This is a genomic window from Cryobacterium glucosi (assembly GCF_004402235.1).
GTDB classification, from domain to species: domain Bacteria; phylum Actinomycetota; class Actinomycetes; order Actinomycetales; family Microbacteriaceae; genus Cryobacterium; species Cryobacterium glucosi.
Window position 1 is genome coordinate 232287 of sequence record NZ_SOFS01000019.1, and the last position, 25833, is coordinate 258119.

Genomic DNA, 25833 nt, shown 5'->3' on the forward strand with positions numbered 1-25833 from the left:
ATCTGGGTCACGAGTAGAGCCTGTTCGGATACATGGTGCCGATGGACGCCAGCGGGGTGCGCTGGGCGTCGAGGAGTCGAAAAAGTCGCGTCGGAGTCGCGTTCGACGGCGGGCGGGAAGCTGGGCGCTTCCATACGGTCGCGACGACGGGACGCCGGTCGCGGGCTGCGGGTTACGGGCGGGGTGCTGGAGGAGGGAGCCGACGCGCGATGCGGATGGAGTGGCTAGGCCGCGTTGTCGTGGACGCCCACGGCAGAGCCAGCGCCGGTGATCGCATTCCCAGCGAGCTGGGGCTGTGCTGTCTGTGTCATGTCGGCCTCCTGAGCGCGTCGAATCCTCGTTGTGCTCCCCGTGTCAGGCAGCCTTCCAGAGTACGACCCCACCGTGCGTCGGCGCAAGCACCTCTTTGAGAGTCAGGTCCGCGGACTCCCGGTCAGCGGATGCGTACGCTCAGGCAGGTGACGCAGCCCTCGAGCTTCTCGAATTCGGAGATGTCGACGGTGACGACGCGGTAACCGCGGGCGGCGAACAGGGCGGCCGAGCGCGGGGCCGCGCTCGACATCAGCACCGCGTCCGGGGCCAGCACAACGACAGCGGTGCCGCACTCCTCCGGGACGGGCAGGAAGGGTTCGAACACCGTCGAGTCGTCGACGAGGGGCGGATAGCCGATCACGGTCGCGTCGGGCAGGGCGGTGACGGCGGACTTGAGATGCAGCACCTTGCTGATCGGGACCGCGACGACGGTGTAACCGCGCGGGACCAGGATGTCGCGGAGCTGGTCGATGCCGGCGTCGTTCGTGCGCAGGCTGCGGCCGACGTACACGGTCCGGCCGATCTTGAGTACGTCGCCGCCGTCGAGGGTGCCGGGCAGCGCGAGGCGGTGCACCGGGATGCCGAGGCCGCGGACGGCGGCCTCCGCCCCCGCGGTCTCGTCCCGGCGGCTCGGGGCCCCCGGGCTGGTCAGCACGGCGATGTCGCCGAAGGAGATGACGGCATCCTCGATGAAGACCGAGTCAGGGAGCAGCGGGGCCGGTTCGACCTCGATCACGTCCCAGCCCTCCGCGGCGAGCGCTGCGACGTAGCCGGCCCACTGGGTGCGGGCGAGCCCGAGGTCGACGGGGACGCGCTCGATGTGCGTGAGCTGGCCCTCGGCGAGGTTGTCGGCGGGGCGACGGACCAGGGCGATCCGGCGAGCGGCGGGGTCGAATGCGGGGATGTCCATCCCGACAGTGTATGGGCTCGCCGGGTGCGGCTTCGCCGGCCGCGCGCAGGTGCCCCGCCGGTCAGAGCTTCTGGTCGCTGATCTCCTGGATCGGCATCGAGCGGGTGAATTCCTCGCCGCGGTGCACGGCTTCGGAGTCTCCGGAGAACAGGCCGGGTGCCTCGGTGACGGGGCGTTGTTCCCTCGCGGCGCTCGTGGCCGACGTCGTGGGGCGGCGGGCCGGCTGCCGAACCTCGACGCGGCCGAGCGGGAGTGCGTCCGGGTTCTCGGCGACGAGCCACCCGACGAGGTTCTCTCGCACGATGCAGCGCAGGTCCCAGAGCATCGCGGCGTCCCCGGCCGAGACCAGAACACGGATGCGGACGAAGCCGCCGACGGCATCCGTCACCTGCAGCACGGCAACGCGCCGGTCCCAGAGCTCCGTCTGGGCGACGATCCGGTTCAGTTCCTCGCGCATGGCCCCGGTGCTGACCCTCCAGTCGACGTCGAACTCGACGGAGCCGAGCAGTTCGCTCGTGCGGCGCGTCCAGTTCTGGAACGGCGTCGTCGTGAAATAGGTCGAGGGCAGCACCATCCTGCGGTCGTCCCAGATGTGCACGACGATGTAGGTGAGGGTGATCTCCTCGATCCGGCCCCACTCGTTCTCGACGATGACGACGTCGTCGACGCGCAGGGCGTTGCTGAAGGAGAGCTGCATGCCGGCGAAGACGTTGGCGAGGCTCGACTGGGCGGCGAGGCCGGCGACGACGCTCAGGAGACCCGCCGAGGCGAAGAGGCTCGCCCCGACCGCAGCGGCCCCTGGGATGCTGAGCAGCACCGTGCCGATCGCGCAGACGATGACCACGACGACGCTGATCCGGCGGAGCATACGCAGCTGGGTGCGGACCCGCCTGGCCACCCGGTTGTCCCGCACGTCGATGCGGTACCGCGCGGCGATGACTTCCTCGAAGAAGTACACCAGCGCCGCGACGAGCCAGGTCGCCGCCGCGATGAACAGGGCGCGCATGATGAAGTCGACCGCGAGGGTCAGGTCCGGCGTCGTCGTCAGGTACACGGACGTCACGATCCAGAGGGCGCCGATCAGGATCACAATCCGGAAGGGACGCCGGCACAGGCGGATGAACGCGCGCGCCCAGGCCCGCTTGCGCGCGGCCATCCGGAAGACGAGCGCGGCGACCGCGGTGATCACAAAGGCGCTGATCACCGCGACGACGAACGCGATCAGAAAGGTGGGTTCGATGAAACCGTCGAGCAGCGGCACGGGTGTCCCTTCGACCGGACCGCCGACTAGCGAACCGGACCCTTCCATCGTGCCAGACCCCGCTGGCAGGAGCCTCCGCGGATCAGTGGAAGAAGTGGCGCTCTCCGGTGAAGTACATCGCGACGCCGGCCTCTACGGCAGCGGCGATGACCTCGGGGTCGCGCACCGAACCTCCTGGCTGTACGACCGCGGTGACCCCGGCCTCGAGGAGGACCTGCAGGCCGTCGGCGAACGGGAAGAACGCATCGGAGGCCGCGACGGAGCCGGCGGCCCTGTCCCCGGCGCGCAGCACGGCGAGGTGGCACGAGTCGACCCGGTTGACCTGGCCCATGCCCACGCCGACGGATGCCCCGGAGCGGGCGAGCAGGATCGCGTTCGACTTCACGGACCGGCACGCCTTCCACGCGAACTCGAGGTCGGCGCGGGTGGCCGCGTCGACCTCCTCGCCGGCGGCAAGGGTCCAGGTCGAGGAGTCGAAGTCTTCGAACGAGTCGGTCTCCTGCACGAGCAACCCGCCGGAGATCTGGCGAAGCTCGAGCGAGGAACGGTGGTAGTTCTCCGGAAGCTCGAGCAGGCGGATGTTCTTCTTCTGGCTGAGCAGTTCGAACGCGGCCGGTTCGAAGCCGGGTGCGACGAGCACCTCGGTGAAGATCTGGCTGACGGTCTCGGCCATGCCGAGGGTCACGATGCGGTTGGCCGCGATGACCCCGCCGAATGCGGAGACCGGGTCGCAGTCGTGAGCCCGCTTGTGGGCCGAGGCGATCGCATCCGGCGCCTTGGGGTTGGCCACGGCGATGCCGCACGGGTTGGCGTGCTTGATGATGGCGACGGCCGGTTCGGCGAAGTCGAAGGCCGCGCGCACGGCGGCATCGGCGTCGACGTAATTGTTGTAGGACATCTCCTTGCCGTGGCGCTGCACCGCCTGGGCGATGCCCTCTCCGCCTTCGCCGAGGTAGAGCGCGGCGGCCTGGTGCGAGTTCTCGCCGTAGCGCAGCACGCTGCCGCGGGTGGCCTCGATCGCGAGGGTGCCGGGGAAGGGGCCCTCGTCGTCGAAGGCGGTGCCGATCACGGCATCGAACTCGTCGAGGATGGCCTCATCGAGGGCCTCGGTGTCGTCCTGCCACTGGTCGTAGACGTTCTCGGTGAACCACGCGGAGACGCTCAGGTCGTAGCCGGCCGTGTGCTCGAAGGCGAGCGAGGCGAGCTTGCGGCGCAGCTCGAGCGTCGTTCCCCCTGCGGAGACGGCGGTGACGATCTCGCCGTAGTTCTCCGGGTCGACCACGATCGCGACGTTCGGGTGGTTCTTCGCCGCGGCGCGCACGAGTGCGGGGCCGCCGATGTCGATCTGCTCGATGACCTCGGCAGCGGGTGCGCCGGAGTTCACGGTCTCGACGAAGGGGTAGAGGTTCACCACGACGAGTTCGAAGGGCGCGATGCCGAGCTCGGTGAGCTGGGCCTCGTGGGCGGCGAGCCGCAGGTCGGCGAGGATGCCGGCGTGCACTCCGGGGTGCAGGGTCTTGACCCGCCCGTCGAGGGACTCCGGGAAGCCCGTGACGGCGGCGACATCGGTCACGGCGAAGCCCGCGGCACGGATGCTCGCCGCGGTCGACCCCGTCGACACGATTTCGACGCCGGTCGCCACGAGGGCCGCCGCAAGCTCGACCAGGCCGGTCTTGTCGCTCACCGAGATGAGCGCCCGCCGCACCGGGACGACATCGCGTTCGCGGTAAAGGCTCTGGTCGTTGCTGTGCCCGCTCATATCTGGGAGTGCTCCTTGAGGTTCGTGTTTCCGTTGGCGATGTCGAGAACGGCCTGCACGAGCAGGCGCCGTTCGACGATCTTGATCCTGGCGTGCAGGGAGTCCTCGGTGTCGTCCTGAAGCACCGGCACCCGCTCCTGCGCGACGATGGGCCCGTCGTCGACACCGGTGTCGACGACGATGAGGCTGGCTCCGGTCTCGGGGACGCCGGCGGCGAGCGCGTCGCGCACCCCGTGGGCTCCTGGAAATTCGGGCAGGTAGGCCGGATGCGTGTTGAGCAGGTTCGGGGTCAGTGCGGCGACGACCCTGGCGGGCAGGAGACGCATGAAGCCGCTGAGCACCACGAGATCCGGCGTCCATTGCCGGATCACGGCGAGCAGTTCGTCGCCCCACTCCTCGCGCGACTCGAACGAGCTGTACGGAACCGTGAAGGTGGACACGCCGAACTCTTCACCGAGGTCGAGGCCGTCCGCGTCCCTGTCTGCCCCGATCGCGACGACCCGCGCCGGGTACTCGGCGTCCTGGCACGCTTCCAGGAGGGAACGGAGGTTGGATCCCCCGCCGGAAATCAATACGACCAATGACAGCACTGGACGAGCCTATCGTTTGCCGGTCCTCGCCGGTGGGGCCGCGGCGGGGGCCGTGGCGCCGGAGGTGGCCCCGCGCCGCCGGATCGGGGGCGTCAGCATTCCGAGAACAGCGGCGACGCCGACCTCGAGCGCGGCGAAAGCGCCGACCAGCAAGGGGTTCGGCCCGACGTCCACGAGCCGGCCTGGACCGAGGGCCCCTCCGGACCACCAGGCCAGCAATCCGAGGACAATGCCGGCGACGACACCAGCCAGTGCTCCGGTAAGAGCCAGCCGGCCGCGATCGGCGCCGGGCTCGCCCGCACGGTGCTGGCGCTGCCGGGTTGCGAAAGCCGTGAGATAGCCGATCAGAACGGGCACGAGCAGCCCGAGGAACCCGAAGGCGAGGCTGCCGTGCGGGAGCACGCCGAGCAGCGGCAGGCCGGGTACCGGGCCGAGGACGGTGCCGACCGGGGACACGCTCGACCCGATGCCGACGGCGATGCCGGGCCCGACGAACCAGGCCGCCGCCCAGATCACGAGGTTGGGGATGAGCGCGAGCTGGGCGATCGTCAGGGTGATGCCGCCCATCACCCCGGCCTGCACGGTCTCGTAGAGGCCGATGATCGTCGCGAAGTTGCCGAGGATCAGCACGAAGACGGCGAGGGCCGCGACGCCGACCGTTCCGGTCGCGGCGCCGAAGCCGGCACGGAGGGCTCCGGCCAGAACCGAGCGCCATTCGGCGGGCACCTCGGGCAGCCGGGGCGACCGCGGAAGGGCCGGGAGCGCGGGAAGGGCACGCAGCCAGGCCGGACGGCCGGTCGCCGGGCGACCAGGAGCCGGGTGAGCCGGAGCTCCCTGCAGGTGAGGCGCCTGGCCGGCAACCGGATGCTCTGGCGACTCGGTCCGGTGGCGGGCGCCGATGAACACCCCGGCGGCGAACACGGCCGTGGGCAGGAGCACGCCCTGCGGGATCGACGGCTGCAGGGCATCCGTGCCGACGGTGAGGGTGAGCAGGGTCGCGAGCAGCCCATAGACGGGGATCGCGGTCAGGACGCCGGTCCAGCGGTGCGGCGAGTCCGCCGCGCGGCGGCCGGTGTGCCTGCCGAGGAACAGGGCGAGCACGGCGAAGCCGAGGAGCGCGATCGTGAGCGAGAACGGGGCCTCCGCGCCGGGCAGGCCGAGCGCGGCGACGACGGTGGGGTCAAGCTGGACGGCGAGGTCGACGCCGTTGCCGAGCAGCCAGACCGTGACCGAAGCGCGCCAGAAGACGAGCCAGTCGACCGAGAGGCCGTACTGGGTGGCCCACAGGATGGTCAGGGGCACCAGGGAGACGCCCACTCCGATGGCTACGACAATGAGCGCCTCGAGTGCGGCGAGCAGGGCTGTCGTTAAGCGGTTCATCCGGTGGGAGCCTACCTCGCCCGCCTGACCGGCCCGCGCGCCCCCGCCGTGACGCGCGAAAAAAAGGGGGCCCGCCGTGGTGGCGGGCCCCCTCTTCTGGCTCTGCGAGCGGATGCCGGGCTACAGTGCGGCGAGAACCTCGCGCAGCAGGGTCGCGGTCTCGCTCGGCGTCTTGCCGACCTTGACCCCTGCGGCCTCGAGGGCCTCCTTCTTGCCCTGGGCGGTGCCTGCGCCGTCGGAGACGATCGCCCCGGCGTGGCCCATGGTCTTGCCCTCCGGCGCCGTGAAGCCCGCGACGTAGCCGACGACGGGCTTGGTGACGTGCGCCCGGATGTAGTCCGCCGCCTTCTCCTCCGCGTCGCCGCCGATCTCGCCGATCATCACGATCGCGAGGGTCTCCGGGTCGTTCTCGAAGGCCTCGAGGGCGTCGATGTGCGTGGTGCCGATGATCGGGTCGCCGCCGATGCCGATCGCGGTCGAGAAGCCGAGGTCGCGCAGTTCATACATCATCTGGTAGGTCAGGGTGCCCGACTTGGAGACGAGGCCGACCGGGCCCTTGCCGGTGATGTTCGCCGGCGTGATGCCGACGAGCGCTTCGCCCGGCGTGATGATGCCGGGGCAGTTCGGCCCGATGATGCGGGTCTTGTTGCCCTTGGCCTTGGCGTATGCCCAGAACTCGGCGGAGTCCTGCACCGGGACGCCCTCTGTGATGATGACGAGCAGCGGGATCTCGGCGTCGATGGCTTCGATGACGGCGTCCTTGGTGAAGGCCGGCGGGACGAAGGCGATCGAGACATCCGCCCCGGTCTTCTCGATCGCCTCGGCGACCGAGCCGAAGACGGGCAGTTCGACGTCGCCGTGAACGACGGTGGTGCCGGCCTTGCGGGCGTTGACGCCGCCGACGACCTGGGTGCCCGCCTTGAGCATGAGGGCGGTGTGCTTGGTGCCCTCACCGCCGGTGATGCCCTGGACGATGACCTTGGAGTCCTTGTTGAGGAAGATAGACATGTTCGAAAATCCCTTACTTCGCGGCGTAGGCGAGCTCGGCGGCCTTGGCGGCGCCCTCGTCCATGGTGGCGGCCAAGGTGACCAGCGGGTGGTTGGCCTCGGTGAGGATGCGGCGGCCTTCCTCGACGTTGTTGCCGTCGAGGCGCACGACGAGGGGCTTGTTCGCGGCGCTGCCGAGCTCGGCGAGCGCGCCGACGATGCCGCGGGCGACCGCGTCGCAGGCGGTGATGCCGCCGAAGACGTTGACGAAGACGCTCTTGACCTGCGGGTCGCCGAGGATGACGTCGAGTCCGGCCGCCATGACCTCAGCGGATGCTCCGCCGCCGATGTCGAGGAAGTTGGCCGGCTTGACGCCGCCGAAGTTCTCGCCCGCGTACGCGACCACGTCGAGCGTGGACATCACGAGACCGGCGCCGTTGCCGATCACGCCGACGACACCGTCGAGCTTGACGTAGTTGAGGTCGTTGAGCTTGGCCTTGGCCTCGAGCGGGTCGGCGGCTGCCGCGTCCTCGAGCAGGGCGTGCTTCGGGTGGCGGAAGCCGGCGTTCTCATCGAGGGTGACCTTGCCGTCGAGGGCGATGATGTCGCCTTCTTCGGTCAGGACGAGCGGGTTGACCTCGACGAGAGTCGCGTCCTCGCCCTTGAAAACGTTGTAGAGCTGCACGAAGACCGGGGCGACCTTCTCGACGAGCTCGGCGGGGAACTTCGCCTCGACCGCGATGCGCCGGGCCGTTTCGAGGTCGATCCCGAGGTTCGGGTCGATCGCGACATAGGCGAGCGCCTCGGGCTTCTCGACGGCGAGAACCTCGATTTCGACGCCGCCCTCGTAGCTCGCGAGCGAGAGGTACGAGCGGTTGGACCGGTCGAGCAGCACCGAGAAGTAGAACTCCTGCTTGATGCGCGCGCCGCCGGCGACCATGACCCGGTTGACGGTGTGGCCCTTGATGTCGAGTCCGAGGATCGCCTGGCCGGCCGCGAAGGCGTCGTCGGGGGTCTTGGCGACCTTGACGCCGCCCGCCTTGCCGCGACCGCCGACCTTCACCTGGGCCTTGACGACGACGACACCGCCGAGCTTCTCCGCTGCGGCGCGCGCCTCCTCGGGTGTGTCCGCGATGATGCCCGGCAGAACCGGGACTCCATACTGCTCAAACAGGTCTCTTGCCTGATATTCGTAAAGGTCCACGCTGCTTTGTCCAATCCGCGTCTTAGCGTTCCTGCAGGGTACGAGGGGTGTGCCGGCACAGCGTCCGCCATCGAATGTAGCTCGACGTCGAGACAATCTGACCAGTTCAAACTCTAGCGTCCCACATGCCCCTGCCTCGCCAAACCTTCCGGACGGCAGTACCATGCCAGCCACACCCCCCGCCGCCCGGAAGGACCGCGCATGGCCGGACCGTTCAGGACATCCGCTCCCCCGCACGTTCTCGAACTGCGGGTGCACGGCATCAACAACACCTCGCCGTTCGCCCTGCTCGACCTGCCGCCGGATGAGGTCGAGCTCGCCGCCGGCGATGTGCTCGGCAGCTTCTGGACGCCGACTCCAGATTCCCTCCGGCGTCATCGCCGGGCAGCCGATGCCGCGGAGCAGCGCGGCTACGTCCCTCGCCGGATCCGCCGCGAGGCATACTCCTGGGGCGGACTGGTGCGCAGCACCCCCGGTGGGGCCGGGCCGGTCTGGGCGGTCATCGCCGCACTCGCCCGGATCGGCTGGGCCCTGCTGCTCCCGTTCTCGATCGCCAACGCTGCCGCCTGGTGCTGGAGACTCCCGACCCAGGCGGTGCCGCGCGGCCTCAGCGTCCGGGCCGGGGTCATCCGCCTGTTCGGCGTGCTGCTGACGCTCCTGCTCGTCGCGACGGTCGCGAACCTCGGCATCGACCTGCTCGCCCGGCAGTGCTACGTCGACGGGGCGCTGGTCTGCTCCGGGCTGCCCGGCGCGCTCGGCGGCCTCGCCGCGTGGACGACCGGGCAGCGGATGGCCGTCTTCTCGCTCGCGCCGATCGCGATGATCCTCGGGATCTGGCAGCTCTCGAACGGCGCGCGGCTGCGGTATGACGTCGCCGACCGCTATCTCGCCGCCCGGCCGCCAACGGCGGCACGACCGGGCGCCCGCCCGGCGGACGGGCGACCCGGCACGCCGGCCGAAACGCCCCGGCCGCTGCTGGAGTCCCCGCACCTCTGGAATCGGCGCGGTGAAACGCACCGGCTCTCGCTCGCCCACCTCGCGGCCGGGCTGAGCCTCACCTCGCTGCTCTCCTGCGCCGCCCTGGCCGGCGGGGGCGACGGGGTGCGCGCGGGCGCGTCCGGAACGGCGGCGGGCGTCGTCTTCCTGGTCGCGGGGACCCTGCTCCTGGCCGCCCTCGTGACCGCGGTCTGCACGCGCACCCTTCCCGTCGAGCCCATCGCGCGCACTCCAGGCGCCCGGTGGCACACCGCGCTCGTGCTGCTCGGCATCGTGACACACCTCGCGGCGCTCCTCGTCCTCGGGCTCGCCCCGCCCGCCCCTGGGGACAACGGGGCGGCGACCCCCGGATCGGCCCAGGGCACGGCAGCCGCGGTCGCTTCCGTCTCCCCGGTCTCCTCGATCACGCTGCTCGCACTCCTCGGCGGCATGCTCGCCTGCGTCGTGGCGAGCGCCGTGTTCCGCTACCCCGCCCCGCGCGGCCGGCTCCGGTTCGAAGCGTGGCACGGCCTCGCGCCCGCCGTGTTCCTGACCCTCGCGCTCGCCATCGGGCTCATCCTGTCGAGCCTCCTCACCGTCGGGGTCGGCACCTGGCTGAACGGCGGGGCCGGTGCGAGCGCCCTCCTCGGTGCGCCGACGAATGCCGCAGGGTCGCCGGCGACGCCCCTCCTGACCGTGCCGGGCGTGTACCCGTGGTTCGGCGGGCTCGCGTTCGCGCTCCTCGCCGTCGCGGCGCTCTCCGTGGCCTGCGCCCTGATCCGGCCGCGCCGGGTCGGCCCCCGCGTCGCGGAGTGGAGCCCGGACGACCTCTCGCCCGGGTCCGGCGACGGTACGGGAACGGACGCCGCGGGAGCGGACGGCGGCCACGCGGGAGACCCCGGCTTCGGTGGACCCGACGGCCCGGGCGTCCCCGGCGGCGAGACCCCGATGCCGGCGGGATCCGAGGCCGAACTCGTGACGCTGCTCCGCCCCGTGCGCGACCGCAAGCGCGCGCTCGCGGCTCGCCTGCACCTCGTCGAACCGGTCACCGGGATCGTCGCCTCGGCCGGCTTCCTCGCCCTCTTCGCGACCGAGGTCCTCACCGCCGTCGTGCCCCGGCTACTGCCGGCGGATGCCGCGGCAACGGCACCGGGGTCCGTCCCGACCGGCGGCATCACCGCACCGCCCGGGCTGCTCGCGTGGCTCGACGTGTCGATGGCCGGATGGGCGGGCGTCGCCGTGCTCGTCCTCGCCGGGCTCATCATCCCCCCGGCTCCCGGGCGGGCGACGAGGCCGCTCGCGATCGTCTGGGACCTCGCCTGTTTCCTGCCGCGCGCCGGGCATCCGCTCGGAGCCCCCTGCTACACCGAACGGGCCGTACCCGAAGTCTGCCGCCGGGTGCTCTGGTGGCTGGACGGCCGGGAGGAAGGGACACCACCGCGCCAGCGGGAGGTCGTGCTCGCAGCACACAGCATGGGCGCGGTCGTCGCGGTCGCCGCCCTCTTCTCCCTCGCCGCGCACCCGGACTGGTCGGCGCGGCGGGACCGGGTCACGCTGTTGAGCTTCGGCGTGCAGGTGCGGCCGTACTTCGGGCGGTTCTTTCCCGAGATCCTCGGGCCGGACGTGCTCGGCACCCTGCCCTGCCTGCGCCCCCGGCTGTGGAGCACGGACCCGTGGCTGGCCGACGCGCTGGCGACGCCGCCCGTGCCGGAAGCGGCCTCGCCCGCTGCCGCGTTGCCGGTGCGGCGCTGGATCAGCCTGTGGCGGGCGACCGATCCGCTCGGTTTCCCGGCCTGGTCGAACCGGGCGCCGGGCAACCCGATCGACCGGTTCGCCGATGAGGTCGATACGAGCGGGTACACGGGCGCGGTCGGCACCCACGGAGAGTACTACCGCACCCGGCAGTACCACGACGCCCTCGCCGACCTCGCCGGCACCGCCCCTCCCGGCTAGCCTGTGCCGCGCATCCGCCCGCGCGGCCTTCCGCCTCGTGCGCGCCCGTTGCGCCGGTGCCCGCCAGGCATGCCTGGCGCGAAGCGGCGCAACTGGCGCGTTCGGCCGGAGCCGTCGTCGGCCCGGCGGGCGGATGCGGGGATCAGCCGAGCGCGAAGATGGCGGAGGAGGCGAGGGCGGTGCCGACGCCGATGGACTGCGGCAGCGTGAGGCGTTCCCCGAGGACCGCGATCGACAACAGGATCGTCGCAACCGGATACAGGGCGACCAGCACGCCGACCACGGCGAGGTTGCCGGAGTACAGGGCGATGAGCAGGAGGGCGTCCCCGATGCCGAGCAACACGCCGGCGACCATGCTCCCGGCGATCCAGCGCGGCCCGGCCGACCGAAGCGGACCCAGCGAGAACGGGCGCCGGCCGGCGGACCTGCGGCGCCACATCCCGAGCACCAGAAGGAGCAGGAGACCGAGTGCGATCTCCACGAACGCCGGGACAAGACCGGCGGATCCGGGGGCGAAGGAGAGCGCGACGACGGACAGGCCGAACGCGATCCCGGAACCGATACCGACGATCCAGGCCTGCCGGGACACCCGCACACTCCCGTCGCGGCGCGAGGTCGACACCAGCACCGCGCTCGCGAGGGCGAGACCGACGGCGATCCAGGCCGCACCCGAGAGCCGCGTGCCGCCCACGGTCGCGACGCCGACCGGCACACCGGCGACCAGGAGGCCGATCACCGGGGAGAGCACGCTCACGGGACCCACGGTGAGCGCCTGGTAGAACAGCACGAAGCCGACAACAGCCGCCACCCCCGAGACCGCACCCCAGAACACGGCGCCCTCCGACCAGGTCCCGCCCACGACCAACAGGCCCGCGACGAGCGCGACCGTCGCCCACAGGTAGGTCAGGGTTGTCGCGGGCATCACTCCGAACCGCCGTGCGCCGAGGGTTCCGAAGAAGTCCGAAACGCCATAGGACAGCGCGGACGCGAGAGTGAGCACGACCACGAGGATCACGAGTCCATCCTCCAGCACGACGGCCCGGCACGGCAATGCGACGTACGCGATTGACGCACCGCGAACGGTCGGGGCGGGGACGATCGGGACGGCGGACAGGGGTGCGACGGGATCGGGGCGGACCCGCGCCTCCGCGAGTAGCGCGAAAGCCCCGGGGCTGCTTGACTTCCGGCATGACTGAACTCGACCACGGCATCGAACCGCACGCCCCCGGCCACGCCGAACGGCTCAACTGGCTGCGCGCCGGTGTGCTCGGCGCGAATGACGGCATCGTCTCCGTCGCCGCACTCGTCGTCGGCGTCGCCGCGGCCACGCCGGATTCCGCGGCGATCCTGATCGCCGGAGTCGCGAGCCTCCTCGCCGGGGCGATCTCGATGGCCCTCGGCGAATACGTCTCGGTGAGCAGCCAACGCGACACCGAGCGCACCCTGATCGCCAAGGAACGCTGGGAGCTCGCCAACCTGCCGGAGCAGGAACTCGCCGAGCTCGCCGAGATGTACCGGGCCAAGGGGCTCAGCGTGGAGACGGCCCGACGCGTCGCCGACGAGCTCACCGCGCACGACGCCCTCGCCGCGCATCTCGAGGTGGAACTGCACATCGGCACCGAGGAACTCTCGAACCCGTGGCACGCGGCGTTCGCATCCGCGCTCGCGTTCACCGTCGGTGCGATCCTGCCGCTTCTCGCTGTGCTGCTGCCACCGCCGGCGTGGCGGCTGCCTGCCACGTTCCTGGCCGTAGCGGTCGCCCTCGTGGTCACCGGCTGGCTGAGCGCCTACCTCGGCGGCAGCCCCCGCGGCCGCGCGATCTCGCGTGTCCTCGTCGGAGGCCTGCTCGCCCTCGGCGTGACCTGGGCGATCGGCGGCCTGATCGGCACCTCGGTCTGACCGTAGGCTGGTGCCATGTCCTCACCACGCACGCTCCCAGCATCCGCTCTGCTCGCGGCGGGCATCGACGCCGCCCTTGTGCTCGTCTTCGCGGCGATCGGCCGCGCGAGCCACGGCGAGGACCTGCTCGGCGTGCTGACGACCTGGTGGCCGTTCCTCGGCGGCCTCACGATCGGCTGGCTGATCATGCGCGCCTGGCACGCCCCGCAGCGGATCGTCTACACCGGGCTCGGTGTCTGGCTCTGGACGGTCGCGGGCGGTTTGCTGCTCCGGGTCGTGAGCGGCCAGGGCGTTCAGCCGAGCTTCATCGTCGTGACGGCGATCGTGCTCGGTCTGTTCCTGGTCGGCTGGCGCGGCATCGCGGTGCTTGTGCGCCGGATCCAGGCACGTCGTCGGGCCTCGACGCAGGTCCAGTAGCCTCAGCCGGCCGCGATCGCGTCGTAGCCGAGGAAGGCCGCGAACAGCGCGGCCGCGACGAGCGCCGCGGCGCCGAGCGCGCGCATCCGTTCCGGCAGTGTCACGCCCCAGGCGACGGCGAACCCGGCTCCGGCAAGGGCCTCGCACCACCACTGCGGGCCGCCGATGAGCACGATGCCGTACAGGCCCTCGCCGAGGACGAGCCCTCCGATGATCGCCGCGGCAACGATCCGCTGCCCCGCGAGGGGGCTGCTGGCCAGCGCGCCGGCCCATCCGCACAACGCCCCTGCGGCGACGCCGACGGCGCCCCACAGCAGCAGGATGCGCGGCGGAGCCGGCTGCGGCGCCAGGAGCACCCACACGGAGACCATCGTCAGCAGGCCGACCGCCCCGACTCCGGCCGCGGCCCTGCCGTGCACCCGGAACCCGGCGGTGACGAGGAACGGCACGAGGCCCCAGAGCGCGCTCGTGTTCGCGAGGGTGTCCCAGGGCGCGGGAAGCACCGCGAACAGCAGCCGGGCGAGCGCCCCGGCGGTGACTCCCGCGGCGGCAGCCACGAGATACCAGACAGGCCGGCGCCTCGGCAACGGGTCTCGGGAGGTCACGGGCCCAGCCTAGGTCCCCGACCCGCCAAAAAACGCCACAGCCAGCGCTCCGCGGATGCGGGCGCTGGCTGTGGCGCGGATCAATCGGTTAGACGAGCACCTTGAGCGAGGTGTTCCAGTTGAAGTCCTCGAAGGCCGGGTTGGCCTGCAGGGTCATCACGAGGAACTGGAAGCCCTCGAGCTCGCGGGCGCGACGCAGCGGGCCGACGACGATCGGGCGCTGGCCGGCGGCGGTGACGAAGGCGGAGACGGTCGCGTTCGCCTCGTCGGAGTCGGAGGCGATAAACACGTCGAGCGGGAGGCCCGCGGCGGTGCCCGCGACGAGGGCACCGGCGAAGGTCGTGTTGAACGCCTTGACGATGGTCACTCCGGGCGCGGCGAGCGCTGCGAGTTCTTCGGCGGCGGAGGTGCCGGGGGCGACGACGAGGGAGTCGAAGGTGCTGAAGTCGACGGGGTTGGTGATGTCGATCACGGTCTTGCCGGACAGGGCGACACCGAGGGTGGTGACGATTTCCTTGGCTGCGTCGAACGGGAGGGCGAGCACCACGATGTCACCGGTGAGCGGGCTGGTGAGAGTGCCCGAAGTGACCTGGGCGCCGAGCTCGGCGGCGAGGGACGCAGCCTTGGCCGGGTCGCGATCAAGGATCTGGAGGCCGCTTCCGGCGACGACGGCACGGGTGCCGATGCCGCGAGCCATGTTGCCGCTGCCGATGATCGTGATGTTCGTCATAGTTGTTTTTCCTCCGGAAGAGTGTCAGATGGATGCTGCCTCCGGCGGGATTCCCGTCACAATTACTTGAAGCAACAACTAAAGACTACGACTCTTTAGTTGAACCGTCAAGTTAACCGGTAGAATTCTCGGCATGACCGAACCGCGCTGGCTGACAGATGACGAACGCGAGGCCTGGCTGCGCCTGATGGCCGTGACCATGCTCCTGCCGGGGCGACTCGAGACGCAGCTCAAACGGGATGCCGGGCTGAGCCACTTCGAGTACTACGTGCTCGCGATGATCTCGGAGAGCTTTGAGCGCTCCCTCGCCCTGAGCGAGCTCGCCGCACGCACGAACTCGTCGCTGTCCCGCCTGTCGCACGTGATCGCCCGGCTCGAAGTCCAGGGTCTGCTCACCCGGTGCGCCTCGCCGAGCGACGGCCGTACCTCGATCGCACAGCTGACCGAGGCCGGCTGGGCCAAGGTCGTCGCGAGCGCGCCCGGCCACGTCGAGGAGGTGCGCTCGGTCGTCTTCGATTCCCTGACGCCCGGTCAGGTCAGCCAACTCTCCGAGATCTGCGGCAGCCTGCTCGGCACCCTCGACCCGGACCACCGCCTGCTCCGCCCGAGCTGAGCCGGCACGCGCCGAGCCCGCCGCCGTCCAGCCATGCCCGAGCCGGGCATGGCTGGACGGCGGGTTCAGGCTCTGCGGTCCCCGGTGCGTCCCGGTCTACCGTTCGTAGTCGTCGACGTCGTCGAACTCCTCGGCATCATCGATGTCGATGATGCTGTGCTCGTCGACACCGCGGTCGTCCTCGTCCTCGTCGTCCTGGTCGACGACGCGGTCGTCAGCGTCGATCGACCAGTCGAGATCATCGTCCGGGTCGTTTTCCGGGACCAGGTCCTCCTCGAGGGTGAGCTCGACGTCGTCGATGTCGCGGTCTTCGTCGAGACCGTCGCTGCCGGAGTCCGTTCGCCGTGGCCAGAGCCCGTCCGGGTCAATTCTCATTGTGGCTGCCTCCTCGTCGGAAGAGGGACGTCCCCCGCTGGGTGCCCCCGCGCGAGCAACGGTACGCTCCCGCCCCGCCACCGACAAGGGCCGGGTCGTCCCTGTGCACAACCGGTGGAAATCGGTGCGGAACCGTCCGGAACCCTCGGGAACCCTCCGGCGGCTCAGCTCTGGCCGGAGCGAAGCCCGGCTGTGGCGACGAGCGAACCGTCCCGCAGGACCGCGAGGACCTCGATCGGGAAGGTCTCGATGCTGCGGCCCAGTGCCGCCTCGCCGCCCGCGATGATCGTGGTGGCGAGCACGTCGACGGTCACGATGTCGAGACCGATCACGCTGACTTGCCGGTACGGCGAGGGTCCGCCGCCCGCGCTGGTCCAGATGTGCTCGCCGCGCTCGGCACTTCCCGAGGTCGCGACGGCCCGCACCGGGGCGACGAGCGGCACGGAGGCCAGGAGTTCATGCCGGCTTGCCGGGTCGACGATTCCGGCGACCCAGTCCTGGCCCGGTGACTGGTCGCCGCTCACGAGCAGGTCGCCGCCCGCATTGACCGACCACTCCGAGAGTCCGAGACCCCGCAGGGCCTCCCCCGCCTCCGCGATCGCGAGGCTCTTCACGACCCCGGAAAGGTCGAGCACGCCGTCGGCGCGGTGCGGCGTGAATACGCCGTCCGTGCGGTCGCGCCAGTCGAGCGCGATCGCGTAGCAGTCCCGTAGCTCGGCGCTCGCCTGGGTGAGACGAATGTCCCCCCGCGCGATCCTGCTGATCTCCGAGTCGGGCCGGTACAGGCTGAAACGCTCGTCCCAGCGGGTGAAGACCGTGCGGACGGCGGCGAGGGCCGCGTCCGGGGCGGCGGCCTCGGTGACGGCGCGGGTCCCGCCGTCACCGAGGCCGCCGTCACGCATGGCGCCGCCGCGTGCCGTGCTGCCGATGCGGAGGCTCACGACGGTGCCCATGGTCTCGAAGGTCTGCGCGTCCATGACGCCAACGCTAGCGGCGCCCCCTGCCGGGTGCACGATCTAGAACCCGGCCGTGTCGAGCGCAGCCTGCAGCGAGGTGAGGTAGCCCCTCGTCGTGTACGTGGCTCCGCTGACGTTGCTGACCTTCGCGGACTGGGCGGAGAGCACCTCGGAGCGGAGGATCGGGGCGGCCTGCGCGCTGATCGCGACGGAGCGGCCGCCGTCGTTGGTCAGCTGCAGGGCTGTGACCTCGGTGATCGTGCCGTTGGCGATCGTGACGGAGACCTGGACGGGGCCGAACCGGGTCTGCACGGACGATCCCGTGAAGGTCCCCGTCGGCCGGGCCGCCGGGGCAGGCGCCGCAGGGGCAGGCGCGGCCGGAGCGGGCGCCGCCGCTGTCGGCACCGTGGTCGTTGAACCGGCAGACGTCGTCGCCGGACCGGACACTGCCGGTGCTGAGGCGGCCGGCGTCGGCGTTGCCGGGCCGGCGCTCGGAGCCGGGATCGTCGCGGGCGCGGCCTGCGGCGCCGAGAGCGCCTGCATCGAGGCGTTCGCCTGGGCGCCGACCTGCCACCCGACTGCGAGCACGGACAGGGACGCCAGGGTGGCCAGGCTGACTGCGCGGGCCCTCACCAGTCGAACCTTTCGAAGTGGATCTGCCGGGTCGGCAAGCCTGCCGACCGGGCGTCCCGCACGACCTCGTCCGTCCACTTGCGTGGCCCGCAGATGTAGACATCGGCCTCGCGGAGCTTGGGCACGAGGGTTGCGAGGGTGATCCGGGCCTGGACCGCGTCGCCGGGGAGCCAGCTGCTGGTTCCCGGGGCGCGCTTGCCGGCGATGATGCGCAGTTCGGCGCCACGGGCGCGGCAGAGGGCGGCGAGTTCATCGACGAGGTAGGTGTCGTCGACGGTGCTCGACCGGAGGAGCACGGTCGCCTGCCCGGGTGCGAACGTGGCGGTCTCGAGAAGCGAGCGGATCGGGGCGACTCCGATGCCCGCGGCGATCAGGACGATCCGCGGCGAGGTGCGGGCGAAGTCGGTGAAGAGCCCGTACGGGCCTTCGAAGCTCACCCGGGTGCCGACGGGCACGCGCGGGAGCGTGGAAGACGCGTCGCCGAGCCCGCGGACGGTGATGCGGAGGGACGAGCCGGTGGGCGCGGCAGAGAGCGAGAACGGGTGCGCCTGCCACCACAACCCGGGGGTCCAGAACCGCCAGATGAAGAACTGGCCGGACTTCGCCCTGAGGCTGCGCAGCTGCCGGCCGGACAGGCGGATCGAGACGACCCCACGGGCCTCCTGGTCGACTCCGACCACGGTGAGGCGGGCCCTCAGCGATCGCACGATCGGCACGATGAAGCGGAAGAGGATGATGGACCCGGCAACGCCCGCATACAGGGCGAGCCAGTAGTAGCGCTGCAGCGATCCCTCGCGGAACAGGGTGCCGACGCTGAGCTGGTGCGGAATCGCGACGAGCACGGCGACGTAGGACAGCAGGTGCACGAGGTGCCACACCTCGTAGCGGAACTTGTGCCGCACGATGACGAGCGAGGTGACCACGACGGCGATGAGCAGGCCCAGCCCGAGGAAGGCCAGCGGCATGTCCGGGAGCGACGAGAACATGATCCAGACCTCGTCGAAGAACCCGGCGGGCTGCACGAGCGCATACCCGATGGTGAGCAGCACGGCGTGGGCGAGGATCAGGTAGAGCGCCGGCTTGCCGAGCGATTGGTGCAGCGCCATCGCGCTGTCGTGGCCGAACGCCCTGTCAATCGCGGGCAGCCGCGCGGCGAGCAGCATCATCACGAGGAGGAGGTCGGTGCCGACCAGCCCGGTGACGATTCCGAGTGCCGTGATGGCGTCGGCGGGTGTGCTGATCCTGGCCGCTCCCCCGTCGGCGAGGAAGACCGCGACGACGAGCGCCACCGAGACCACCGCGAGGATTTGCAGGCTGTCGGCCAGTCGCATCCGCCGCGGGTAATTCGGGTGGATGCGCGGCCTGGCTTGGTGCGGGCGTGCGCGCGTGTCGAGGCTCATAAGGTGAGCATCCCCGGCGAATCCAATGAATCTCTATCGAGGACCTGAGAGGAACCTGTGCGTCGCCAATGTGCGCTGCACGAGTTCACAGGTTCCCCTCTGCCCGGCGAAACGGATGCCCTCGGCTAGAACCCGGCAGCGTCGAGCGCCGCCTGCAACGAGGTGAGGTACCCCTGGGTCGTGTAGGTCGCGCCGCTCACATTCGCCACCGCGGCGGACTGTGCCTTCAACACTTCGGCCTTGAGCACGGGGGCGGCCCGGTTGCTGATCTGGACCGACTTGGAATCCTTGTCGGTCAGCTGGAGCGCCGTGACGTCGGTGATCGTGCCGGCCGCGATCGTGACGGAGACCTGCATGTTCCCGAACCGGGTGGCGACGACGGAACCGGTGAAGGTTCCGGTGACGCCGGCCGCCGGGGCGGCCGCGGCCGGGGTAGCCGTCGCGGTCGCGGTCGGAGTCGCGGTGGCGACCGCCGGCGCCGTGGCCGTGGCTGTGGGGGTCGAAACGGCCGGGGCGGATGCGGCGGCAGACACCGTCGCATCCGTCGCGGATCCGCCCAGGGTGTTCTGCAGGGAGGCGACGGCCGGTGTTCCGACCAGCCACCCGATTGCCAGTACGGACAGGGACGCTGTTGCGGCCGCAGCCGCTGCTCGTTTTCTCACCAGTCAAACCTTTCGAAGTGGATCTGTTGCGTGGGTAGACCGGCCGAGCGGGCATCCCGCACGACCTCGTCGGTCCACCGCCGTGGACCGCAAATGTAGACGTCCGATTCGCTGAGATTCGGGACGAGGGTTCTGAGGGAGATCCGCGCGTTGACGGCGTCACCGGGCAGCCAGCTGTGGGCTCCGGGCGCACGCTTGCCCGCGATGATCCGGAACTCGGCTCCCCGCACGCGGCAGAGCTCGGCGATCTCGTCGACGAGGTAGCTGTCCGCGACGGAGTGCGAGCGCAACAGCACGGTCGCCTGGCCCGGCGCGAATGTCGCCGTTTCCAGGAGCGCCCGGATCGGGGCGACGCCGATGCCTGCGGCGACGAGCACGATCCGCGGGCTCGTCCTGGCCCGGTCGGTGAACAACCCGTACGGGCCTTCGAAGCTCACCCGGGTCCCGACCGGCACCGAGGCGAGGTCGGTCGAACCGTCGCCGAGGGCGCGCACCGTGACCCGGAGGGAGTTGTGGGCCGGCGCGGCGGAGAGCGAGAACGGGTGCACCTGCCACCACTGCCCGGGCGTCCAGAACCGCCAGATGAAGAACTGGCCTGCTGTCGCCTGCAGGTGGTGAAGCCGGCGGCCGGTGAGGCGGATCGACACGACACCGGGCGCCTCACGATCAACGCCGGCCACGACGAGCCGGGAGCGCAGCGACCGCACGATCGGGAGCACCACCCGGTAGACCACGATGGATCCGGCCACGGCGACGTAGAGGGCGAGCCAGTAGTACCACTGCGGCGAGCCGGCGACGAGGACCGTACCGGCGGTCAGCATGTGCGGCAGTGCGGCGAGCACGGCGACGTACGAGAGCAGGTGCACGATGTGCCAGACCTCGTATGGCAGCTTGTGGCGCACGATGACGAGCGACGTGACGACCACGAGCACGAGCAGCCCGAGCGCGATGAAGGCCAGGAGCATGTCCGGCATCTGGGTGAGCATGTTCCACGTTTCGGCGAACACGTTGACCTCGCTGGAGAGGGCGTACCCGATGATGAGGAAGACCGCGTGGGCGAGGATCAGGTAGAGGGCCGGCTTGCCGAGGGACTGGTGCAGCGCCATGGCGCTGTCGTGGCCGAAGGCGCGGTCGATCGCGGGCAGCCGGGCGGCGAGCAGTGTCATCACGAGCAGCAGGTCGGTGCCGACGAGGCCGGTGACGATGCCGATCGAGGTGAGGGCGTCCGCGGGGGTGCCGAAGCGGGCGGCCCCACCGGAGCCGAGGAAGAGGGCGACGGCGAGCGCGACCGAGACGATGCAGAGCACCTGCAGGGTGTCGGCGAGGCGCATCCGTCTCGGGTAGTTCGGGTTGACGCGTGGGGCGGGCTGACGGCGGGTGTGCGTCGTCTCGGGGAGACGCTGCTGGAGGCGCAGGGGTCTGGTGTCGAGGCTCATGTTCCGAGCATCGGGCCGCTTCCGATGGGGAGCCTTTCGGAAGCCTATGTGCCGGCTATGAAATCCGCCTCACCTGCCGCCTATGCTGCTGCGCCGGTCCGCTTTCCGGAGCCGAACCGGAAGAGCAGCACGAGCAGGATCGCGACCGCCGCCCCGAGTGCGGTCTCGACGATGCGGTCGACGAGCAGGGCGGGCACCGGAACGGGACTACTGAGGTGCACGACGGAGAGGGCGAGCGGGGTGATGAAGAGCAGCGCGGCGCCGTAGTGCTTGCCGACCAGGATCTCGGCGCCGAACTGGCTGACCGCGATCACGACCACGAGCCACGCGACGGATGGCCCAGGCAACAGCACGAGGCCAGTCACGACCACGCCCAGTGCGGTCCCGACCACGCGGTGCACGGCCCGGGAGATCGAGTGGGCCGCCCGGGGCGGCGGCAGCACGGCGACGACGGCGACAACGGCCCAGTAGGGGTGCCCGATTCCGGCGGCGATCGCCAGACCGCCGGCGATGAGCACGCCCACGACGTTCTGCAGGATCGCCAGCCAGACCTGCGGATCGGTGACGGCCCGCGGCCAGAGGCGCGGCCGCCGCGGCAGACCTTTGAACAGCACGGCAGACCGGTCCCCCGAGAGCCGCCGGAGCGTCCAGCCGGACATCGTCAGCAACCAGGCGAAGACCGCACCGCACACCGCCACGAGCAGCCGCGGTCCGAATTCCGCCGCGGGCGTCGGCACCTGGGCGCAGACCGCGAACGCGAACACGAAGAACAGCGGGGTGCCGGGCACGAGCCCGGCGGTCGCGGCGATCAGGATGCCGGCGGCCACGACGAACAGCAGGCCGGCGGTCAGGAGGGGAAGGCTCGCACCGGCGATGGCCACGATGAGCGCGAGGGTGATGCTCACGAGCAGGAATCCCCCGCCGATGCTGATGGTGCGGGCACGGAGCCGGTAGGGCTCGTTGCGGCCGTAGAGCGCCGTCATCGCACCGAAGGACGCGTAGGCGGTCCAGTCGAGGCGCCCCCAGACCACGAGGAGCACCAGTGGGAGTGCCATCGCGAGGCTCGCTCGCACGGCCACTTCGATGTCGAGCGCGCGCAGCGAACGCACCCGTTCGAGGAGTCCCTCCGACACTAGATCTTCTCGATCGGCGCGATCTTGATCAGGAGCTTCTTTGCGCCCGCCGTATCGAACTGGACGTGTGCGACCCGCTTGGTGCCCTCGCCGGTGACCTGGTTGACGCGCCCGTCGCCGAAGCTCGAGTGCCGGATCCGGTCGCCGGCCGCGAGCTCGAGGTCGCCGTTGTCGCGGACCTGGGTGACGGCGTTCGCCCACTCGGTCTTCGGTTTCGGGGCGGGCGGCAGCTCGCTGAAACCGCTGCGGGTGGAGTTGAAGCCGCCGCCGAAGCCGTCCCTGCGATTGAGCGCACGCGACTGGGTGCCGTTCCGGGAGTTGGCCATGCCGGGCGACTGCTTCCAGTCGATCAGCGCGGCCGGGATCTCCTGGAGGTAACGGCTCGGCATGGCCACGTTGATCTCGCCGAACTGGGCGCGGGTCATCGCGAGCGAGAGGTAGAGGCGCTGCCGGGCCCGGGTGATGCCCACGTAGAACAGGCGGCGTTCCTCGGCGGGGCCGCCCGGCTCGTTCGCCGACATCTGGTGGGGCAGCAGCCCCTCCTCGACCCCGGTCAGGAACACGGCTTCGTACTCGAGGCCCTTCGCGGTGTGCAGTGTCATCAGGGAGACGGTGCCCGAGGCGTCGTCGAGGTCGTCCGCTGCCGCGACGAGCGAGACCTGGGTGAGGAAGTCGACGAGGCCGGCGTCGGGGTTCTCCCGGTTGAAGTCCTTCGTCTGGGCGACGAGTTCCTCGATGTTCTCCGCCCGCGCTTCGTCCTGGGGGTCGCGGCTGTTGCGCAGCACCGTGAGCAGCCCGCTGCCCTCGAGCACGAAGGTCAGCAGCTCGGAGACGTTCACCGGCCCGCCGGGATACGCCGGGTCGATCTTGAGGGCGGCCTCGTCGAGCACGCCGGCCAGCTGCAGGATCGCGCCGGTGACCTTCTGGCCGAGTCCGAGGGACGCGGAATCGCGCATCGCCTCGCGGAAGCTGATCTGGTTGGCCTCGGCGAAGCTGCCGAGCCCGGTCTCCGTTGCGGGGCCGATGCCGCGCTTGGGGGTGTTCAGGATGCGCCGCAGGGCGAGCTCGTCGTCGGGGTTGGCGACCGCGATCAGGTAGGCGAGCGCGTCCTTGATCTCGGCACGCTCGTAGAACTTGGTGCCGCCGACGACCCGGTACGGCACGGCGGCGCGGACGAAGATCTCCTCGAGCGCCCTGGTCTGGGCGTTGGTGCGGTAGAACACGGCCATGTCCCGGTACGCCATGCCGGCCCCGTGCAGCGTCTCGATCTCGTCCGCGACGAACTGGGCCTCGTCGTGACCGTTGTACGCGGTGTAGCCGACGATCTTCTCGCCGTCGCCGCCCGCGCTCCACAGCTTCTTGTCTTTGCGGTCGAAGTTGTGGCCGATCACGGCGTTCGCCGCCGAGAGGATGTTCTGGGTCGAGCGGTAGTTCTGCTCGAGCAGGATGACCTTCGTGCCGGGGAAGTCCCGTTCGAATTCGCTGATGTTGCGGGTGTCGGCGCCGCGGAAGGCGTAGATGGACTGGTCGGAGTCGCCGACGACGGTGAGGGAGGCACCGGGGATGCCGCCAGTCGGCTCGCGCAGGTTGCGCACGTGCACGCCGGTCGCCTCGAGTTCGTCGGCGAGCTCTGCGGTGACGGGTAGCGTGAGTTCGCGTACGAGCGAGTACTGGGCGTGGTTGGTGTCCTGGTATTCGTCGACGAGGATATGCCGGAAGCGCCGCCGGTAGGTTGCGGCGACGCGGGGGAAGGCGCGGAACAGGTAGACCGTCTCGCCGATCAGGTCGTCGAAGTCGAGGGCGTTCGCCGCACGCAGGCGCTGCGTGTACTGGCGGAAGATCTCGATGAACATGACCTCCTGCGGGTCACTGAGGTTGGCGTTGCGGGCGTAGGAATCGACGTCGGCGAGCTCGTTCTTGAGCTTGGAGATCTTCGCGGCGGCGTTGCCGGGCGTGAATCCGTACGTGTCGGCGTCGAGCGACTTGATGATGCGCTTGAGGGTGACCTTGGTGTCCGCGGAGTCGTAGATGCTGAAGCTCGAGGAGAGGCCGGCGCTCTCTGCCTCGCGACGCAGGATGCGGACGCAGGAGGAGTGGAAGGTCGAGATCCACATGCCCTCTGAACCCTCGCCGAGGAGGACCTTGACCCGCTCGCGCATCTCGGCGGCGGCCTTGTTCGTGAAGGTGATCGCGAGGATCTGGCTCGGGTAGGCCTCCCGGGTCTCGAGCAGGCTCGCGATGCGGCGGGTCAGCACGCTCGTCTTGCCACTGCCCGCACCCGCGATGATGAGGAGGGACGGCCCGCGGTACTCGACGGCTTCGAGCTGCTGCGGGTTGAGCCCGTCGAGCAGGGGACTCTGCCGCTGGCCGGGCTCGCCATCGGGGCGGCCGGGGCCGTAGCCGTCGCCATAGCCGTCCAGGATTATCGGCGTTGCCGAAGAAGTGCGTGCGGGGGTGTTGTCCGGGTCGAAGGGCGTCATCATCTCGCCTCCAAGTCTAAGCGGTGCCCCTGACACCGGCAGGGGCACCCGGCCGCATGCCGGCGTTGCCGGCAGCACGTCGACCGGAGGCACGTCGACCGGCGGCCGCCCGGGTCAGCGGTCTTCGCGGGCCTCTGCGGCGAGTTCGTCACGGACCGCCACGGCGAGGTCGGGGTGGTCGGCGAAGACCCCGTCGATCCCGGTGCCCATGATGGTGCGGAACTCGGTCTGCCAGTCGCCGAAGTCGGCGCGGAACCGCCCGCGCTGGAAGGTCTTCGCAAGGAACACGTTCTCCGGGCGCAGCGTCCAGCAGTAGATCTCGAGGTTGGCGGCGTGGGCGGCGTCGACGAGATCGGAAGCTCCCGTGACGTGTCCGTCCGCCCCGATCTCGAGGACGAGCGACTTCGGCACGCTGACGCCGTCGACGAGACCGCTCAGCCCGTAGAGGCCCTGGTCGGTCAGGTAGTCCGCGTAGTCGGGGGCCGAGCGGCCGAGCAGGCGCACCTGGTCGGCCGGTTTCCCCGTCGCCTCGAGCAGGAAGATCCGCTTCCCATAGATGCCGCGTGCGTAGACCTGGTCGAGCAGGGTGCGTTCGAAACTCTCGATCGTGAGCCGCCCGTCGCCGGCGTTCCAGCCGGCGGTGTTCACCTCGGCGGCGAAGAGTTCGTCGACAGGGAGGCCGATCGACTCGAAATAGCTCGCGTGCTTGATCTCGGCGACGACGCCGACCGGGCGCCTCGCCCGGCTGGACACCCGGTCCATGAGCTTGAACACGTCGCGCAACCGCAGCAGCGGGAATCGGCCGTCGAAGGACGCACTGGCCTTGCGGAGTGCCGGCAGCCGTTCGCGAGCTCGCAGGGTGCGCAGCTCGGCCCAGGTGAAGTCCTCGGTGAACCAGCCCGTCATGCGGATGCCGTCAATGACCTTCCGGGTGCGGCGAGCGGCGAATTCGGGATGGGCCGCAACATCCGTCGTCGCGGAGATCTCGTTCTCGTGACGCACGATGAGCACGCCGTCGCGGGTGACGACGACGTCGGGTTCGACCGCGTCCGCACCGAGGGCAACCGCGAGCTCATAGGCGCCGCGGGTGTGCTCCGGCCGGTAACCGCTCGCCCCGCGGTGACCGATCACGATCGGTTGCATTCCCTGACCATACGCGCTGC

23 protein-coding genes are annotated in these 25833 nt (G+C 70.6%); 4 read left to right on the forward strand and 19 right to left on the reverse strand.

The features are described from left to right. Window positions 1-433: 433 nt before the first annotated feature. The 7 genes from ddaH to sucC all read right to left on the reverse strand — a co-directional run bounded on the left by ddaH (window position 434) and on the right by sucC (window position 8403). On the reverse strand, window positions 434-1222 hold the full coding sequence (gene ddaH, locus E3O46_RS09660; RefSeq protein ID WP_134449966.1) for a dimethylargininase: 789 nt from the start codon (window positions 1220-1222) through the stop codon (window positions 434-436). Window positions 1223-1283: 61 nt separating this feature from the next. Further along, window positions 1284-2483 (reverse strand): mechanosensitive ion channel family protein, encoded by a 1200-nt coding sequence (locus E3O46_RS09665; protein ID WP_241987382.1) that lies wholly within the window; start codon window positions 2481-2483, stop codon window positions 1284-1286. A gap of 82 nt (window positions 2484-2565) precedes the next feature. Continuing rightward, a complete protein-coding gene (gene purH / locus E3O46_RS09670; RefSeq protein WP_134559014.1) occupies window positions 2566-4242 on the reverse strand; it encodes a bifunctional phosphoribosylaminoimidazolecarboxamide formyltransferase/IMP cyclohydrolase in 1677 nt (558 codons plus the stop codon). Then, a complete protein-coding gene (gene purN / locus E3O46_RS09675; RefSeq protein ID WP_134559016.1) occupies window positions 4239-4832 on the reverse strand; it encodes a phosphoribosylglycinamide formyltransferase in 594 nt (197 codons plus the stop codon). Before purN ends, purH begins: the two co-directional genes overlap by 4 nt. A 9-nt stretch (window positions 4833-4841) precedes the next feature. Further along, a complete protein-coding gene (locus E3O46_RS09680; protein ID WP_174775127.1) occupies window positions 4842-6212 on the reverse strand; it encodes a cell division protein PerM in 1371 nt (456 codons plus the stop codon). A 120-nt stretch (window positions 6213-6332) separates the two neighbouring features. Continuing rightward, window positions 6333-7220, reverse strand: a complete 888-nt coding sequence (sucD, locus tag E3O46_RS09685; RefSeq protein ID WP_134449963.1) for a succinate--CoA ligase subunit alpha — start codon at window positions 7218-7220, stop codon at window positions 6333-6335. Between the two features lie 13 nt (window positions 7221-7233). Continuing rightward, window positions 7234-8403 carry an ADP-forming succinate--CoA ligase subunit beta gene (gene sucC, locus E3O46_RS09690; RefSeq protein ID WP_134561620.1) on the reverse strand — a complete coding sequence of 390 codons (1170 nt, stop codon included), beginning with the start codon at window positions 8401-8403 and terminating at the stop codon, window positions 7234-7236. Between the two features lie 201 nt (window positions 8404-8604). Here sucC and E3O46_RS18275 point away from each other — a divergent pair, with 201 nt between their 5' ends. Further along, a complete protein-coding gene (locus E3O46_RS18275; protein ID WP_166791053.1) occupies window positions 8605-11331 on the forward strand; it encodes a hypothetical protein in 2727 nt (908 codons plus the stop codon). A 142-nt stretch (window positions 11332-11473) separates the two neighbouring features. On the opposite strand, the gene E3O46_RS09700 is transcribed toward E3O46_RS18275, so the two are convergent. Beyond that, window positions 11474-12346 carry an EamA family transporter gene (locus tag E3O46_RS09700; RefSeq protein ID WP_134561621.1) on the reverse strand — a complete coding sequence of 291 codons (873 nt, stop codon included), beginning with the start codon at window positions 12344-12346 and terminating at the stop codon, window positions 11474-11476. A gap of 173 nt (window positions 12347-12519) precedes the next feature. On the opposite strand from E3O46_RS09700, the gene E3O46_RS09705 reads away from it, so the two are divergent. Together E3O46_RS09705 and E3O46_RS09710 are read left to right on the forward strand one after the other, a co-directional pair. Next, window positions 12520-13230 (forward strand): VIT1/CCC1 transporter family protein, encoded by a 711-nt coding sequence (locus E3O46_RS09705; RefSeq protein WP_134449960.1) that lies wholly within the window; start codon window positions 12520-12522, stop codon window positions 13228-13230. A gap of 15 nt (window positions 13231-13245) precedes the next feature. Further along, entirely contained in the window at window positions 13246-13647 is a 402-nt protein-coding gene (locus E3O46_RS09710; protein WP_134559024.1) for a DUF3054 domain-containing protein, read from the forward strand. 2 nt (window positions 13648-13649) lie between these two features. Here E3O46_RS09710 and E3O46_RS09715 read toward each other — a convergent pair whose 3' ends face one another. Then, window positions 13650-14252 carry a DUF6518 family protein gene (locus E3O46_RS09715; protein WP_134561622.1) on the reverse strand — a complete coding sequence of 201 codons (603 nt, stop codon included), beginning with the start codon at window positions 14250-14252 and terminating at the stop codon, window positions 13650-13652. 88 nt (window positions 14253-14340) lie between these two features. Further along, window positions 14341-14982 carry an NADPH-dependent F420 reductase gene (locus E3O46_RS09720; RefSeq protein WP_134561623.1) on the reverse strand — a complete coding sequence of 214 codons (642 nt, stop codon included), beginning with the start codon at window positions 14980-14982 and terminating at the stop codon, window positions 14341-14343. A 133-nt stretch (window positions 14983-15115) separates the two neighbouring features. On the opposite strand from E3O46_RS09720, the gene E3O46_RS09725 reads away from it, so the two are divergent. After that, on the forward strand, window positions 15116-15595 hold the full coding sequence (locus E3O46_RS09725) for a MarR family winged helix-turn-helix transcriptional regulator (protein ID WP_134449956.1): 480 nt from the start codon (window positions 15116-15118) through the stop codon (window positions 15593-15595). Window positions 15596-15691: 96 nt separating this feature from the next. Here the strand turns inward: E3O46_RS09725 and E3O46_RS09730 are convergent, their stop codons facing one another. The 9 genes from E3O46_RS09730 to E3O46_RS09775 all read right to left on the reverse strand — a co-directional run bounded on the left by E3O46_RS09730 (window position 15692) and on the right by E3O46_RS09775 (window position 25813). Further along, the gene (locus E3O46_RS09730; RefSeq protein WP_134559029.1) at window positions 15692-15970 is read right to left on the reverse strand and encodes a hypothetical protein; all 279 of its coding nucleotides are present in this window, start codon (window positions 15968-15970) and stop codon (window positions 15692-15694) included. Window positions 15971-16134: 164 nt separating this feature from the next. Then, on the reverse strand, window positions 16135-16947 hold the full coding sequence (locus E3O46_RS09735; protein ID WP_241984992.1) for an FAD:protein FMN transferase: 813 nt from the start codon (window positions 16945-16947) through the stop codon (window positions 16135-16137). A gap of 39 nt (window positions 16948-16986) precedes the next feature. Next, on the reverse strand, window positions 16987-17559 hold the full coding sequence (locus tag E3O46_RS09740) for an FMN-binding protein (protein WP_241975336.1): 573 nt from the start codon (window positions 17557-17559) through the stop codon (window positions 16987-16989). Further along, complete coding sequence (locus E3O46_RS09745) at window positions 17556-18959, reverse strand: ferredoxin reductase family protein (protein ID WP_241975337.1); 1404 nt, start codon at window positions 18957-18959, stop codon at window positions 17556-17558. Before E3O46_RS09745 ends, E3O46_RS09740 begins: the two co-directional genes overlap by 4 nt. A 125-nt stretch (window positions 18960-19084) precedes the next feature. Next, window positions 19085-19621, reverse strand: coding sequence for an FMN-binding protein (locus tag E3O46_RS18560; protein WP_198413633.1), 537 nt, complete (start codon window positions 19619-19621; stop codon window positions 19085-19087). Next, window positions 19618-21057: a ferredoxin reductase family protein gene (locus E3O46_RS09760; RefSeq protein WP_241987383.1), complete on the reverse strand. Its 1440-nt coding sequence runs from the start codon at window positions 21055-21057 to the stop codon at window positions 19618-19620. The genes E3O46_RS18560 and E3O46_RS09760 overlap by 4 nt, the downstream gene beginning before the upstream one ends. An 80-nt stretch (window positions 21058-21137) precedes the next feature. Beyond that, on the reverse strand, window positions 21138-22190 hold the full coding sequence (locus E3O46_RS09765) for an FUSC family protein (RefSeq protein WP_241975339.1): 1053 nt from the start codon (window positions 22188-22190) through the stop codon (window positions 21138-21140). Then, complete coding sequence (locus E3O46_RS09770; RefSeq protein ID WP_134561709.1) at window positions 22190-24670, reverse strand: ATP-dependent helicase; 2481 nt, start codon at window positions 24668-24670, stop codon at window positions 22190-22192. The genes E3O46_RS09765 and E3O46_RS09770 overlap by 1 nt, the downstream gene beginning before the upstream one ends. A gap of 114 nt (window positions 24671-24784) precedes the next feature. Continuing rightward, complete coding sequence (locus E3O46_RS09775; RefSeq protein ID WP_134449952.1) at window positions 24785-25813, reverse strand: glycerophosphodiester phosphodiesterase family protein; 1029 nt, start codon at window positions 25811-25813, stop codon at window positions 24785-24787. Between the last annotated feature and the right edge of the window lie 20 nt (window positions 25814-25833).